Genomic DNA, 13220 nt, shown 5'->3' with positions numbered 1-13220 from the left:
GATGGCGCATGCAGCATTCCTCGGGCTCGGCGTAATGGGCTTTCCCATGGCCGGCCATCTGGCCTCGAAAGGCCATCAGGTCCGCGTCTGGAACCGCACCCGCGCCAAGTCGGACGCCTGGACGCAGGCGCACCCCGGTGCGGCGGCGGATACGCCTGCAAATGCTGTAGGCGGCGCCGACTTCGTCTTCATGTGCCTGGGCGATGATCCTGATGTGCGCGCCGTAGCCGTCACGGTGCTTGATCACATGAAGCCGGGGGCGGCGCTCGTCGATCACACCACCGCCTCGGCGGCGCTGGCGCGCGAGCTGGATGCGGCGTGCGCGCAGCGCGGCCTGCTCTGGCTGGACGCGCCGGTCTCGGGCGGTCAGGCGGGCGCGGAAAACGGTCAGCTTTCCATCATGTGCGGCGGGTCTGACGCCGCCTTCGCCGCCGCCGGGCCTGTGATGGCGGCCTACGCCAAGTCCATGGTCCATGCCGGACCGGCGGGCGCAGGCCAGCTGGTCAAGATGGTCAACCAGATCTGCATTGCCGGCCTGGTTCAGGGCCTCGCCGAAGGCCTGCACTTCGCCGAGGCCGCCGGGCTCGACGCCGAAACCGTCATCAACGCGGTCTCCAAGGGCGCCGCCCAGAGCTGGCAGATGGACAATCGCTGGCAGACCATGGCGCAGGGCGAATTCAATTTCGGCTTTGCGGTGGACTGGATGCGCAAGGATCTGCGCATTGCGCTGGAGGAAGCCCGCGCCAATGGCGCGCACCTGCCCGTCACGGCCCTGGTCGACCAGTTCTACGCCGAGATCCAGTCCATGGGCGGCGGCCGCTGGGACACCTCCAGCCTGATCGCAAGGCTGAACGCGGCCAAGGGCGAATAGACAGGCAGCGGGCCGGGGCGGAGTTTTGGTTCAAACGATCTCCTGAGCCCCGGTTTGCCGGCCCTTGTGAATCAACAGGCCCCGCCTGCTGTGTTGCAAACGGGGCCTGCCGGATCACCAGCAAATGCTAAGGGGTCATTCGCTCTTGGCGGGCATCAGGCGCTGGACGGTGACCACCACGATCACAGTCACGCAGGCCGCCGACAGCACGTTGGAATAGCTGCCAAGAATGGCGTTCAGATGCTCGCCGAGCACCGGAATGGCGCCGAGCGCTTCATGGCCCAACAGCAGGAAAATCGCCGCAACAAGCAGGCCGCGGCGGTGGTCGGCGGATACGAAATAGCCGCTCGCCAGACCCAGCACGGCCAGGATGGCGCCGGCATATTCGAAGCTGACAAAGGCGAACACGAGCGCCGCGAGTATGCTGACGGCCCAGACGATCTTGGCTATAGACATGAAATTCCTCCCCAGTTCTCTTGTTTTTTACCGGATCAAATCCGACTCCGATGGTTAACACTAGACGGAAGAAGCAATAAAATTCAAGGAAATGTTATAAAGTAAACGGCGCTCGTTAAATAAACAATGATTACGTATTTGGAGATTGCTTGAGGGGCGCCGTTTTGCGCGCCTGCGAAACAAGCCGAAGGCGTTTCCCGGGGGACTCGGGAATGAGGTGGAGAAACGAATTCGGGATCGGCTCCGGCGTCCGCAAGCAGAAGATGTGGCGGCGCGCATCGCAGAGGCGGCGCCATCAGAAGGAGCCGAAAACATAGCGGGTCGAATTCGATACCCAGCGTATCGAACCGCACCTGATCCGTTCCTCGGCTATCGGACTTAAATGATTGAAAAACTTGGTGAGCCGACAGGGATTCGAACCCTGGACCTACTGATTAAAAGTCAGTTGCTCTACCAGCTGAGCTATCGGCTCTGACCCCTTCGGGAGAGGCGCGGAACCTATAGGCGCCCCTGCGCCTGGTCAAGCGTTCCGGCGCCGCACCCGCAGCATGATTTTTCACGCCTTTCTCTTGCCGGATTCAACGCTGTAAGATCACGTCCATGATCACGCGCAACACCCTCATTTCGACCCTTGCCTGCGCTGGCCTTCTGGCCGCCGGGGGCTGTGTCAACCGGGCCACGGACGGGATGGACGTCATGGTCACCGATACGCGCGAGGCGGGCGCCGACGCCATCGGCCTGCCGCGCGAACGTCCCGGCGCCATCCGGGTCGATGAGGGCGACGACACCGTACCCACCCCTTATGGCGGCAAGGGCGCGCGGCGCACCTGTTCGACCACGGCGCGCGACATCGCCCGGCTGACCGTGGTGCTGGGCCCCGACCGCGAGGCGCCGCCGTCCGAAGTTGAAGAAGAAACCGACGAGGACGACCCCACCCTGGCCGAGCGCAGCCGGGATCTGGCCGCCGATGCGCCTGATCTGGCGCGCGACCAGTACCGCTCTTTGATCGTCAGCCTGAACCCGATCCGTCCTGTGGTGCGTTTTGTGGGCCGGGCCAGCGAGATCGAAAGCGCCGCACGCACCGAGCGCGAACTGGCGCTGAAGCGCAGGTCTTACTTGCGCGGCCTGCATGCCGGCTTTGGCTGCGGCCCGCGCTATCTGGAGCGCGCCTTTGAAGCCTACGGGCTGACGCAAACCGAGTAAGGCGCTGACAGCCCGGCTTGCCTCAACGCCTCCACGCCATAGGCTCCACGCTTCCTGGCCCTGCATCCGGAGCGCGCCCTGACGTGACCGCCCTCAACGCCTTTACCCACCTGGAATGCTCCATGACCGGCGCGCGCGTGGACGCTGGCCGGGCCCATAATCTGTCACCTAAGGGCTGGCCGCTGCTGGCGCGTTATGATCTCGAAGCCCTCAAGCGCACCGCCGACCGCGACGCCATCGCTGCGCGCAATCGGCTCACCCATCCCGGCTTCTGGAAATGGCGCGAGCTGCTGCCTGTGGCGGACGACGACCATGTCACCAGCCTGGGCGAAGTGGATACGCCGCTGATCGAAACGCCCCATTCGGCGCACCAGCTGGGGCTGGCAGGCCAGCTTCTGGTCAAGGATGAGGGGCGGTTGCCCACGGGCAGTTTCAAGGCGCGCGGGCTGGCGCTGGCGGTGTCCATGGCGCGCCGGTTTGGCGTCACGTCCATGGCCATGCCCACCAATGGCAATGCGGGCGCGGCGCTGGCGGCCTATGGCGCGCGGGCGGGGATGCAGACCTGGTCCTTCTGCCCCGCAGACACCCCCGAGGTGAATGTGCACGAGATCGCCGCCCAGGGCGGGCATGTGTTCCGGGTCAACGGCCTGATCCATCAGTGCGGCGCGCTGGTGGGCGCCCTGAAAGAGGAGATGGGCTGGTTTGACGTCTCTACCCTGAAGGAGCCCTACCGGATCGAGGGCAAGAAGACGATGGGGATCGAGCTGGCTTGCCAGCTGGGCTGGACCCTGCCCGATGCGATCTTCTACCCCACCGGCGGCGGCACCGGACTGATCGGCATGTGGAAGGCGTTCGACGAGATGGAGGCGCTGGGCTGGATCGGCTCTGAAAGGCCGAAAATGTTCGCCGTCCAGGCTGAGGGCTGCGCCCCTATCGTGCGCGCCTTCGAGGCGGGCGAGGAGCATGCACCCGAATGGCTGGACGCCGCCACGCTGGCGGCGGGGATCCGCGTGCCCAAGGCCATCGGCGATTTCCTGATCCTGCGCGCCGTGCGCGCCAGCGGCGGAGCGGCGCTGGCGGTCAGCGAGGATGATATTGAACGGGTGCGCGCCTTGTGCGGGATCGTGGATGGGCTGTTGCTCTGCCCTGAAGGCGCAGCCGCCATGGCCGCCATCGCTGAGGCCCGCCGGCGCGGGCTGGTGGAGGCCGATGCGCGCTGTGTCGTGTTCAATTGCGGCTCGGGCCTCAAATACCCCCTGCCCGAGCGGGTGCGCGATCTCGACCGGACGAAGCCGGTCACGCGGGCGATGCTGGAGGGCTAACCCGCCAGCGCCTGCGCCGCCGCGGCGAACGCCCGCCCGCGCGCGCCGAACACCGTGAACTGGCGCCCGCGGGGAGCGGCGGGGGACAAGAGGACCACGCCGGATGTTAGCGAGGCGGCAGCGCGCGCGACGGCCGCCTCGAAATCCTCTTCGTACGTCACCACGCCCGCATGACGCCCGCCCGCCAGCGCGGCGGCGATGCGCGGGCCGTTCTCCGGTATGGTCACGATGGCGCGGATGCGCTCATGGCGCTCCAGGGCGGCGGCCAGGCCCTCATAATCCTGCTCGCGCTCCTCCCCGCCCAGGATCAGCGCCACGTCCTCACCGGGAAAGGCGTCCAGCGCCAGGAGGAGTGATTCCGGCGTGGTGGCCAGAGAATCGTCGACAAAGCGCACCGCCCCCTTCACCGCCACCGTCTGCAGCCGGTGGGGCAGACCGTGAAAGCCCGAAAGGCTGTCGAACGCAGCGCGCGCATCCAGCCCCATATCGGCGATGATGGTCAGCCCCGCACAGGCGTTGAGCGCATTGTGCGGCCCGGGCACGGACGGGACCGGCCCCCAGGTCTCATCTCCAAAATGGATCACGCCGCCCGGCGCGTGGAAGCCCTCGGGCGTATTGAACCAGAGCGTATTGGGCCGGGCCGAAAAGCGCGCGGCGAGATTGGAATCGCCGGCATTGAGGACCGCGCGGGTATTGGGGTCCAGGCTGATGAGCCGCGTCTTGTCGCGCTGATAGGCCTCCAGCGAGCCATGCCAGGGTATGTGTTCGCGCATCAGGTTGAGCACCACGCCATAATCGGGCCCGTGGACCAGATCGGCGCACTGATAGCTCGACAGCTCCAGCACCACGGCGGGCGCATCCGGCGGCGTCTCGATCACCGGATCGCCGATATTGCCCGCCAGCGCGGCGTCCTCGCCGATGGCGTTCAGCATATGGTGCAAAAGCGCGCTGGCGGTGGACTTGCCCTTGGTGCCGGTGATCGCCAGCACGCGCTGGGCGGCGGGCTTGCGCGCGAACCACAGATTGGTCTGGCTGGTCAGATGCGCGCCTGCGCGCAGCGCCGCGTCCAGGCGCGGGTGATAGAGCGGCACGCCCGGGCTCTTGACCAGCAGCACCCGCCCGCCCGCGCGCACAGCAGCATCCAGCCCGTCTTCGGCGATATGGGCGACGCCATCAGGCATATCCTCCGGCGCGGCGCGGTCAATGACCGTGAGCTTCACTCCGGGGGCTTCAGCGCGGGCGAGCGCGAGCACGGCCCGGCCCTCCTTGCCATAGCCCCAGACCAGGACCGTGTCATACTCGCTGAACCGTCCCGTACGCATGCGCCTGTGATCCCTAGCCTAGACGGCTCAAGGCAAGCGTGTTTCGCGCAGGCGCGCAAGCGCGTCGCGCGGCTCAACCTTCGTGATCGTCAGCTGGTTCAGGCCAGGATTCAGACCCGACCTCAGGCTCTGGCGCGCCGTCGCCCTCTTCAGCCGGGACCGGCAAATCAGGTTCCTCTTCACTGTATCCCAGGCTCGCTTCCAGCGTGGCGAAGAAGGCCCGCAAGCGCGCTGCATTGGCGCCCAGATCCGACACTCCCACCCGCGAGACCGACCGCGCATCTACCCGCGCCCCGTCCTCATGGGCGCTCACGCGCACCACCACATCATCAACGAAGCCGAACCAGAACGTCACCGCCTGTGCCTCGAACATCAGCGCAGCTTCGGATGCGGTGGAGACCCGCCAGCCCTTGTCGCGCGCTGCGCCCAGAGCCGCGCGGTAGGCCAGCACCGGTTCAGCCTCGGTATAGAAGGGCGCGATGTCAGGATAGGCTTCGGCCTGCACCTCCGGCAGCGGGCGGCCCGAGCGCGGGTCGGTCTTGGCGTGATAGTCCACCGGATTGGCGTTTTCACCGCGCCGCTCGATCAGGGCGGCGGTGAATTGCGGCGGATTGACCGTATCTGTCGTGATGTCGTGGATGGGTGGTATGCCTGCGCGCTGTTCAGCACCGATGGTCACCAGCACTAGCGGCGCCAGCCCCACCGCCAGGGCAGCCACGCCAGCCACATACCCGCCAGGACCGGGCGCATTGGCGCGCCCGAAAATCAGCCTGAAACCGATGGCGATGATCAGCGCAGCCAAGCCCAGCCCCGCCGTCAACGGCAGGATGAATCCGCCCCCGAATCCGCCGGGCAGGCCGAACCAGTCCAGCGCATTCAGACCCGCCAGGCCCATTACATGGCGAAAACCGTCGATCGGCGTCCAGAAGCCGAACTTGCCGCCAAAGGCCGCAATCACGAACCAGATCGGCGTGGCTATGGCGGCGAAGGCCGCGAACCCGACGATCAGGTGGCGCAATACTCTCAAAGCATTCATCATCGCTTGGGTCCCCTTCCAGCCTTGGCGCCCTTATAGCGCGCAGCGGGCGGCAAAGGGGATGAAGATCACGGGTAGAGCCGCAACACGCGCCAGGGCGTGTCCTCACGGTCACGCTCGAACACCATCCGGTCATGCAGGCGGAAGGCCCGGTCGCGCCAGAATTCAATGCGGACCGGCGCTATGCGGTAGCCGCTCCAGTGGGGCGGGCGCGGGATCGGGCCGATATGATATTTCGCCGTATGGGCCGCCACCGCCTTTTCCAGCGCGAAGCGGCTTTCCAGCGGGCGCGACTGGGCGCTGGCCCAGGCGCCGATGCGGCTGTCGCGCGCGCGGCTGTCGAAATAGGCATCGGCCTCTTCGGCGCTGACGGGGCTGACCGCGCCGCGCACGCGCACCTGGCGGCGCAGGGATTTCCAGTGGAAGCACAGGGCGGCGCGGGCATTGCCGGCCAGCTGCTCGCCCTTGGCGCTCTCGGTATTGGTGTAGAACACAAACCCGCGCGCATCCACGTCCTTCAAAAGCACCATGCGTACGTCCGGCATGCCGCCGGCGTCTGCGGTGGCCAGCGCCATGGCGTTGGGATCATTGGGCTCGCGCTTGCGCGCTTCGGCCAGCCACTCGCCGAACAGGGCGAACGGGTCATTACGGGTGAAGATATCCTGCGGCGCCTCCGCCTCGCGGGCGTAATCGGCGTCGCCAGGACTGGGAGGGATCGCGTCACGGCCGCTCATGGGAAAACTCTTTCTCATTTGGTGACTTTGACTTAGCCCCCCTGCTCAGCCGGTCAACCGTTTGACAACCTGTCCCAGCCTAGCGTGTGCATCATGAGCGCCAAGCCTGATGCCTTACTGGCCGCGTATCGTGCGTTCGGCCTGAATGGAGACGAGGACTTCAGTGAAGTCCGCGCCCGCTTCCGTGCGCTCGTCAAGACCGTTCATCCGGACGTGACCCCGTCCACGCCCCAGACCATCGCCAAGCTGCAGCGCCTGCTCAAGGCCTATGAGGTGCTGCGCATTCACGCCCCGCGCCGCCATGACCTGGTGATCACGCCGGAAGATGCGCGAAAAGGCGGCATCCGCACCATCAAGATCGAGGAGCGCGAGGCGCTAGTGCGCGTGCCGGTGGCTGTGAAAAGCGGGACTGTTCTGATTCCCATCGGAGACCCCCACTGGCGCGTGCATGTTCATGTGCGCGATGTGATGGTGGAAACCGAGCTCTCGGTCAGCGATACCGAGCGACAGGCCCGCGAGGCGCGCGCCCGCGCCTTCGCCGAAACCGCCGCACGCAAGGAAACCGAGGAAACCGCCGGGGTGCTGAGGAGTTTCTACGAGAAATTCGTCAAGGCCTCTCCGGCCGCGCGTCTGGCCCGCTGGGCCCGCAAGGGCGCGGCATGAGGCTGGCGCGTTGCCAGCCCATGATTTTCACTCTATGTTCTTCACCATGACTCGCAAATCCCGCCTGCCCGGCCTCACCGATGAAGACGTGAAGGCCTTCCGCGCCTCCACTCAGGCGGCGATACGCGAGCATGCGCACTCCCAGGAATCCGCTCAGGCCTATCTCATCAAGCTGGGCATATTGACCCCCAAGGGCAATCTCAAACGGGTCTATGCGCGATAGATCATGCTGGATCTGTCGCATGGTCTGGTTCTCGGCTATCACGGATGCGACCAGAGCACGGCGGAACGCTTGCTGTCAGGCGCAGACTTCAAGTCTAGCGAAAATGATTATGACTGGCTCGGTCACGGCATTTATTTCTGGCAGCACAATCCCAAGCGCGGCCTGAGCTTCGCCCACGAGTTGGCCCATCACCCCACACGCAAATCCACCATCAAGAGCCCGGCGGTGGTGGGGGCGGTCATCCATCTGGGTCATTGCCTCGATCTGATGACCGAGCAGGGCCTGAGCATGCTGGCTGACAGCTACGCGATGCTTGAGGCCATGTTCCAGGCCAACCCGATGGCCAAAATGCCGGTCAATTCACCTGACCTTCTGCGCCGCAACCTCGACTGCGCAGTCGTCAACGCGCTCCACATTCAACGCAAGGAAACGGGCCAGCCGCCCTTCGACACGGTGCGCGGCGTGTTCGAGGAGGGTGCGCCACTGTATCCGGACTCGGCTTTTCGTCAGAAGACCCATATTCAGATAGCGGTCCGTGAGCGAGCCTGCATTCTCGGCGTATTCCGCGTGCCCAAAGCCCATCTGGATTGATCCCATGTCCCACAACACGTTCGGCCATCTGTTCCGCATCACCACCTGGGGCGAAAGCCACGGGCCGGCGCTGGGCTGTGTGGTGGACGGGTGCCCGGCGGGCATCGCCCTGACCGAAGCCGACATCCAGCCCTGGCTGGACAAGCGTGCGCCCGGCCAGTCGCGCCATGTCACCCAGCGCCGCGAGCCCGATCAGGTGCGCATATTGTCCGGCGTGTTCCAGGACGAGCGCTTGCCGCAGCAGGTGACCACCGGCGCGCCCATCTCGCTGATGATCGAGAATATGGACCAGCGCTCAAAGGATTATTCCGATATCCGCGATTCCTGGCGGCCCGGCCATGCCGACTACACCTATGACGCCAAATATGGCGTGCGCGATTATCGCGGCGGCGGGCGCTCCTCGGCGCGCGAGACCGCTGCGCGCGTGGCCGGTGGCGCCGTGGCACGCAAGGTGCTGGGCGAGGCCGTGACCATCCGCGGCGCGCTGGTGCAGATCGGCCCGCGGGCCATCGACCGCTCGCGCTGGGACTGGGACGAAGTGGCGCGCAATGATTTCTTCTGCCCGGACGCGCAGACCGCCGCCCTCTGGGCCGAAGACATGGACGCGGTGCGCCGTGACGGCAGCTCGGTGGGCGCGCTGGTGGAAGTGGTGGTCAGAGGGGTTCCCGCCGGCTGGGGCGCGCCGGTCTATGGCAAGCTCGACCAGGACATGGCCAGCGCCATGATATCGATCAACGCCGCCAAGGGCGTGGAGATCGGCGCGGGCATGGCCGCGGCCGCCTTGCGTGGCGAGGACGCCGCCGATGAGATGGTTCTGGGTCCTGACGGGCGCCCGGCCTTCACCTCAAACTTCAATGGCGGGGTGCTGGGTGGGATTTCCACGGGCCAGGATCTGGTGATCCGGGTGGCGATCAAGCCCACCAGCTCCATCCGCATCGAGCGGCGCACGCTGAACCGCGATCTGGAAGAGACTGCCATCGCCACCAAGGGCCGCCATGACCCGTGCGTGGGCATTCGCGCCGTACCGGTGGCCGAAGCCATGGCCGCCCTGGTGCTGGCCGATCACAAGCTGCGCGCGGAGGCCTATCGCGGCTGAGGCCTGCTCCAGACAGAAGAACGGCCGGACCTGATGGCCCGGCCGTCCAGTTCCCTTGCCCCTAAGGACGGTCCTTAAAGGAGTGTCCTAGAAGCGGTAGCGGGCCTCCACGCCATAGCTGGCGCCCCGGCGCAGCGTGCCGAAGAAGGCGCGCGGCGCGCCCGTCGCCGCGCCTGCCGGTGCGGTGTTGGGCGAGAAGGTCGGGCTCAGATACGGCGTCTGCAGCCAGCGGGTCGCCATCACGATGGAGTCTTCATCCAGGATGTTGCGGCCATAGGCCATCAGGGTCCAGTTCTCGCTCTGGATGCCGAACTGGGCGCCCAGGATAGAGGCCGAGCCGGTCTCGGCCAGGTTATGGACCTGCACATATTTGGACGATTCATAGGTGAAGTCGCTGCGGGCGAACCACTCCAGGCGTCCATTCTGGCCCAGCGGCGCGCGCAGCTCGCCATTGAGCGAGAGCTGGTGCTCGGAGGTCAGCGGGATGCGATTTCCGGCAATGGAGCAATTACCGGTCTGGCCAAAGAACTCGGTCCCGGTGCCCGGGGCGGTGGAGTTGCCCGCGATCACGCCGCCGCCCGAGGTCAGCTCCCACTGCGCATCATCGCAGCCCGAGGTGAATTCGGGACGGGTCCAGGCATAGCTCGCGCCGATGGACAGCATGTCATTGACCTGCTGACGGTATTCCAGCTCAAGACCCCAGATTTCCGCCGCGCCCTGATTAGTGGCGACCGAGTTGAGCGCGCCAGTGGCGCTGGCGACCGCGGTGGTCAGCTGCACATCCTTGGCGTCGATGTAGTAGGCCGAGGCGGCAAAATACCCCGCACCCCCGAACAGGGAGCGCTTCACGCCAAGCTCGAAATTCTCCGAGGTCTCCTGATCATAGGTCGGGTTGCCGACGCTCTCGCCCAGCGAACCGTTCTGGCCGCCCGGCTTCACGCCGCGCGCATAGACGCCGAAGATCGTGGTTTCGGGATCCACAGACCAGTTCACGGTCAGGCGCGGGGTGAAGTTGGTGAACGTGTCGGCCCGGAAAAACTGGGTCGGGTCGCTCAGCCCGTCCAGGGTCGTCTTCTCTTCTTCTGCATAGCGGCCTTCGAATGTCACCGTGAGATTTTCGGTGAAGTCGTACTCGAGCAGGCCGAAAATCGCCTGATTGGTGGTGGTCAGGCGGTTGGACGGATTGCCCGACGGATTGGAGAAGGTGATCGAGAACTGGCGGCTGGTCTGATCGTAATAGTATGCGCCGATCATCCAGCGGAACGGTTCGTCGACCGGAGAGGCCAGCCGCGCTTCAATGGAATGGTCGCGGACCTCGTTCCGGTTGGTGTTGGCGAAGAAGGCCCCGGTGTCGGCCATGCCCACCGGCTGCAGCACGAAATTGATCGAGCTGTGGTCGGAGTCAGACCCGAAGCGGCGCTCCTCGTCGCGGTAACCGCCTGACAGGGTGAAGACATAGCCCGAGCCGCCCACATCCCAGTTCATGATGCCCGAGAACAGCCAGGTCTCGTTGGAAACGCCGTCAAACGCCGTGCCGTCCGCGGTGGAATAAAGCTGGAAGGGCAGGAACGGGTTCAGCGCATCGGCCGGTACGCCCGGCACGATGGCCGGCTGGCCCGGCAGGGCGGGCCCGGTGTTCAGCGCCACCGGAGCCGGTTTGATCACGCCGCAGAAATACTGATTGTTATTCGTGCTGCCCGAGCGGGACCAGGAGGCCAGCGAGCGATGGCCCGGCGCGCAGTTATTGCTGGCGGCCGACTGCAGGAAGAGCGGCAGCGTGCCGTCGCGGGAATCCGAATACTGGGCGCGGACGCGGAAGTCGAGATTGTCCACCGGGTTGAAGTCCAGAACGCCGGAGAGCGAGGTGGTGGACTGGGAACCGACCGTCTGGCCGGTCACGGTATTGGTCCACTCGCCGTCATAATTATAGTCACGCACCGAGAGGCGGAAACCGGCGCGGTCGCCCAGCGGACCGGAAATACCGCCCGACAACTCATATTCGCCATAGCTGCCGGCGCGGGCGCGGACATTGCCTTCCAGTACGTCCGAGGCGCCGCGGGTCACGAAATTGATGGCGCCGGCATAGGTGTTGCGGCCATAGAGCGCGCTCTGGGGTCCGCGGATCACCTCCACGCGGGCCAGATCATTGGGGTCCAGGTTCTGGATAGAACCGGGATAATAGACCCCATCGATGAAATAGGCGGTGCCTGATTCAACGCCGAACTGCACGCCGGCCAGCACATTGGCCTGTCCGCGGATCACCGGGCGTTCCGAGGTGCGCCCGAAGGCTGCTGAGAAGGACAGGCCCGGCGTGAAGCGGGCCACGTCGTCAACCGATTGCAGGCCGAGATTGAGGATGTCCTCCTCGCCGAACGCGGTCACAGCGACCGGAGCGTCCAGAATGGTTTCCTCGCGCCGGCGCGCGGTCACCGTGATGACATCGCGCGCCTGCTGAGCGCCCTCTTCCTGGGCGGATGCGGCGGCTGGCATAGCCGTCAGGCCCGTGGCCATGACTGCCGTCGCCGTGGTCATAAGAATCTGCTTTTTCACGCTTCGCTCTCCCCTTGCGCGGCCTTGTCAGCCTTGTGAGCCTGCTGCACGCGCGCCGCCCGAACCCTTCGGACACACACGTGTCAGCCAATTGATATATCATTTGCACCGATCACGCGCCTGTGATCTTGCGCTTGTCCGAACAAATGCGCGCCGGTGTTGCATTTCAGTGACAAACCCGGACGCCGAAGCGCCCGGGTCCCGGTGACCGCGCTCAATCGCGCTGCGGAGGGCTAATCTCGCCCGCCGCGATGTCGCGGTAATAGGTCCAGCTGGTGACGTTGGGCCGGTCATCATCCAGCGGCGGCGGATCGGTGTATTCAGGATAATGGCGGGCGATCTCGTCCTTGAAGAAGTCCGGCAGCTCGTCCCAGCTGTCCAGCTTGGTTCCGGCGGTGTGGAAATAGATCAGCCCGTCACGCCCGCGCATCTTCATCCATGGCAGCCAGTCGGACATGCGCACCCAGCCCACCTCCACATCGGCGGTGGTGGCGGCCGGATCGGTCAGGTCGGACACATTGCCAAAGAAATTGAACATCTCGGTGGCGTGATAGACCCCGCCCACCTCGTTCTGGAACGCGCCCGCCAGCGGGTTGGGGTAGAAAAGCGGCACGGTGGTGGTCTGCCAGAAATCATCGCCCTTGATCGAGCCGGTCCAGCGCGCCGGGTCGTCAGGGCCGTTGGGAAACCCGCCGCGGAAATTGACCGGATCATTGGCCACATGCAGCACGTCCACCGTCTCCCCGGTCCACGGATTATCCCAGGTGGACAGGATTTCGCGGGTCTCCGGATCCAGATAGAGCAGGATTTCGCGCGAGACGAGCCGGTAGCCTGCCCCGTATTCGGGGTGCTCCACCGTGGCGCAGGCGCGCACATTCATGCCCTCCACCCGGAACAGGCGCCGGTCCGGCTCCCCGGCGCGGCGCGAGAAGGCGTAGCCGTGCCAGTAATAGGTGATGGGCTCGCCATCCACCGTCGAACACGCGACCTTGCGGTTCATGGTGATGACATCGTCAGGATTGTCGAAGCTCAGGCGCTCCTGCGCCAGGGCTGTGGCGCTCATAGCGCCCGCCCCCAGCGCGGCGATCAGAATTTTCATGGCGTGTCTCCTCCGCACGGAGCCGGTGCGTCCGGCTCTCGAAATGGTATATCA

At 65.5% G+C, this 13220-nt stretch carries 13 protein-coding genes and 1 tRNA gene; 7 read left to right on the top strand and 7 right to left on the bottom strand.

The window, feature by feature from the left end; all coding sequences use genetic code 11:
- Position 1 precedes the first annotated feature (1 nt).
- Entirely contained in the window at positions 2-871 is an 870-nt protein-coding gene (locus F1654_RS00705) for an NAD(P)-dependent oxidoreductase (RefSeq protein ID WP_150021594.1), read from the top strand.
- A gap of 135 nt (positions 872-1006) precedes the next feature.
- On the opposite strand, the gene F1654_RS00700 is transcribed toward F1654_RS00705, so the two are convergent.
- Positions 1007-1327 (bottom strand): hypothetical protein, encoded by a 321-nt coding sequence (locus F1654_RS00700; protein ID WP_150021593.1) that lies wholly within the window; start codon positions 1325-1327, stop codon positions 1007-1009.
- Positions 1328-1723: 396 nt separating this feature from the next.
- Positions 1724-1799, bottom strand: a tRNA-Lys gene (locus tag F1654_RS00695).
- 128 nt (positions 1800-1927) lie between these two features.
- Between F1654_RS00695 and F1654_RS00690 the strand changes: the two genes are divergently transcribed.
- Both F1654_RS00690 and F1654_RS00685 read left to right on the top strand, forming a co-directional pair.
- Complete coding sequence (locus F1654_RS00690; RefSeq protein WP_150021592.1) at positions 1928-2530, top strand: hypothetical protein; 603 nt, start codon at positions 1928-1930, stop codon at positions 2528-2530.
- An 83-nt stretch (positions 2531-2613) separates the two neighbouring features.
- On the top strand, positions 2614-3852 hold the full coding sequence (locus F1654_RS00685; protein ID WP_150021591.1) for a threonine synthase: 1239 nt from the start codon (positions 2614-2616) through the stop codon (positions 3850-3852).
- Here F1654_RS00685 and murD read toward each other — a convergent pair.
- The 3 genes from murD to pdxH form a co-directional block, all read right to left on the bottom strand.
- Positions 3849-5174 (bottom strand): UDP-N-acetylmuramoyl-L-alanine--D-glutamate ligase, encoded by a 1326-nt coding sequence (gene murD, locus F1654_RS00680; protein ID WP_150021590.1) that lies wholly within the window; start codon positions 5172-5174, stop codon positions 3849-3851. The two genes, F1654_RS00685 and murD, sit on opposite strands and share 4 nt — an antisense overlap.
- Positions 5175-5247: 73 nt before the next feature.
- On the bottom strand, positions 5248-6213 hold the full coding sequence (locus F1654_RS00675) for a DUF1499 domain-containing protein (RefSeq protein ID WP_150021589.1): 966 nt from the start codon (positions 6211-6213) through the stop codon (positions 5248-5250).
- 65 nt (positions 6214-6278) lie between these two features.
- Positions 6279-6944, bottom strand: a complete 666-nt coding sequence (gene pdxH, locus F1654_RS00670; RefSeq protein WP_150021588.1) for a pyridoxamine 5'-phosphate oxidase — start codon at positions 6942-6944, stop codon at positions 6279-6281.
- Positions 6945-7037: 93 nt separating this feature from the next.
- On the opposite strand from pdxH, the gene F1654_RS00665 reads away from it, so the two are divergent.
- The 4 genes from F1654_RS00665 to aroC are packed head-to-tail and all read left to right on the top strand — an operon-like array spanning position 7038 to position 9517.
- Positions 7038-7607, top strand: coding sequence for a J domain-containing protein (locus F1654_RS00665; RefSeq protein WP_150021587.1), 570 nt, complete (start codon positions 7038-7040; stop codon positions 7605-7607).
- Between the two features lie 46 nt (positions 7608-7653).
- Entirely contained in the window at positions 7654-7830 is a 177-nt protein-coding gene (locus tag F1654_RS13830; RefSeq protein ID WP_199200408.1) for a hypothetical protein, read from the top strand.
- Between the two features lie 3 nt (positions 7831-7833).
- The gene (locus F1654_RS00660) at positions 7834-8421 is read left to right on the top strand and encodes a hypothetical protein (protein ID WP_150021586.1); all 588 of its coding nucleotides are present in this window, start codon (positions 7834-7836) and stop codon (positions 8419-8421) included.
- Between the two features lie 4 nt (positions 8422-8425).
- Complete coding sequence (gene aroC / locus F1654_RS00655) at positions 8426-9517, top strand: chorismate synthase (RefSeq protein WP_150021585.1); 1092 nt, start codon at positions 8426-8428, stop codon at positions 9515-9517.
- 87 nt (positions 9518-9604) lie between these two features.
- Here aroC and F1654_RS00650 read toward each other — a convergent pair whose 3' ends face one another.
- Positions 9605-12049, bottom strand: coding sequence for a TonB-dependent receptor (locus F1654_RS00650; protein WP_233205037.1), 2445 nt, complete (start codon positions 12047-12049; stop codon positions 9605-9607).
- A 232-nt stretch (positions 12050-12281) separates the two neighbouring features.
- Positions 12282-13166 carry a DUF1838 family protein gene (locus F1654_RS00645; protein ID WP_150021584.1) on the bottom strand — a complete coding sequence of 295 codons (885 nt, stop codon included), beginning with the start codon at positions 13164-13166 and terminating at the stop codon, positions 12282-12284.
- Positions 13167-13220 lie beyond the last annotated feature (54 nt).

Origin of the sequence: Alkalicaulis satelles (genome assembly GCF_008630495.1) — a bacterium.
Classification (GTDB): Bacteria; Pseudomonadota; Alphaproteobacteria; order Caulobacterales; family Maricaulaceae; genus Oceanicaulis; species Oceanicaulis satelles.
Note: the sequence above shows the minus strand (reverse complement) of the source record. Positions and strands in the feature narration are given on the sequence as shown.

Coding starts and splice junctions, on each gene's coding strand:
- F1654_RS00705 (WP_150021594.1), top strand. CDS start 2: ATGGCGCATGCAGCATTCCTCGGGCTCGGCGTAATGGGCTTTCCCATG.
- F1654_RS00700 (WP_150021593.1), bottom strand. CDS start 1,327: ATGTCTATAGCCAAGATCGTCTGGGCCGTCAGCATACTCGCGGCGCTC.
- F1654_RS00690 (WP_150021592.1), top strand. CDS start 1,928: ATGATCACGCGCAACACCCTCATTTCGACCCTTGCCTGCGCTGGCCTT.
- murD (WP_150021590.1), bottom strand. CDS start 5,174: ATGCGTACGGGACGGTTCAGCGAGTATGACACGGTCCTGGTCTGGGGC.
- F1654_RS00675 (WP_150021589.1), bottom strand. CDS start 6,213: ATGATGAATGCTTTGAGAGTATTGCGCCACCTGATCGTCGGGTTCGCG.
- pdxH (WP_150021588.1), bottom strand. CDS start 6,944: ATGAGCGGCCGTGACGCGATCCCTCCCAGTCCTGGCGACGCCGATTAC.
- F1654_RS00665 (WP_150021587.1), top strand. CDS start 7,038: ATGAGCGCCAAGCCTGATGCCTTACTGGCCGCGTATCGTGCGTTCGGC.
- F1654_RS13830 (WP_199200408.1), top strand. CDS start 7,654: ATGACTCGCAAATCCCGCCTGCCCGGCCTCACCGATGAAGACGTGAAG.
- F1654_RS00660 (WP_150021586.1), top strand. CDS start 7,834: ATGCTGGATCTGTCGCATGGTCTGGTTCTCGGCTATCACGGATGCGAC.
- aroC (WP_150021585.1), top strand. CDS start 8,426: ATGTCCCACAACACGTTCGGCCATCTGTTCCGCATCACCACCTGGGGC.
- F1654_RS00650 (WP_233205037.1), bottom strand. CDS start 12,049: ATGACCACGGCGACGGCAGTCATGGCCACGGGCCTGACGGCTATGCCA.
- F1654_RS00645 (WP_150021584.1), bottom strand. CDS start 13,166: ATGAAAATTCTGATCGCCGCGCTGGGGGCGGGCGCTATGAGCGCCACA.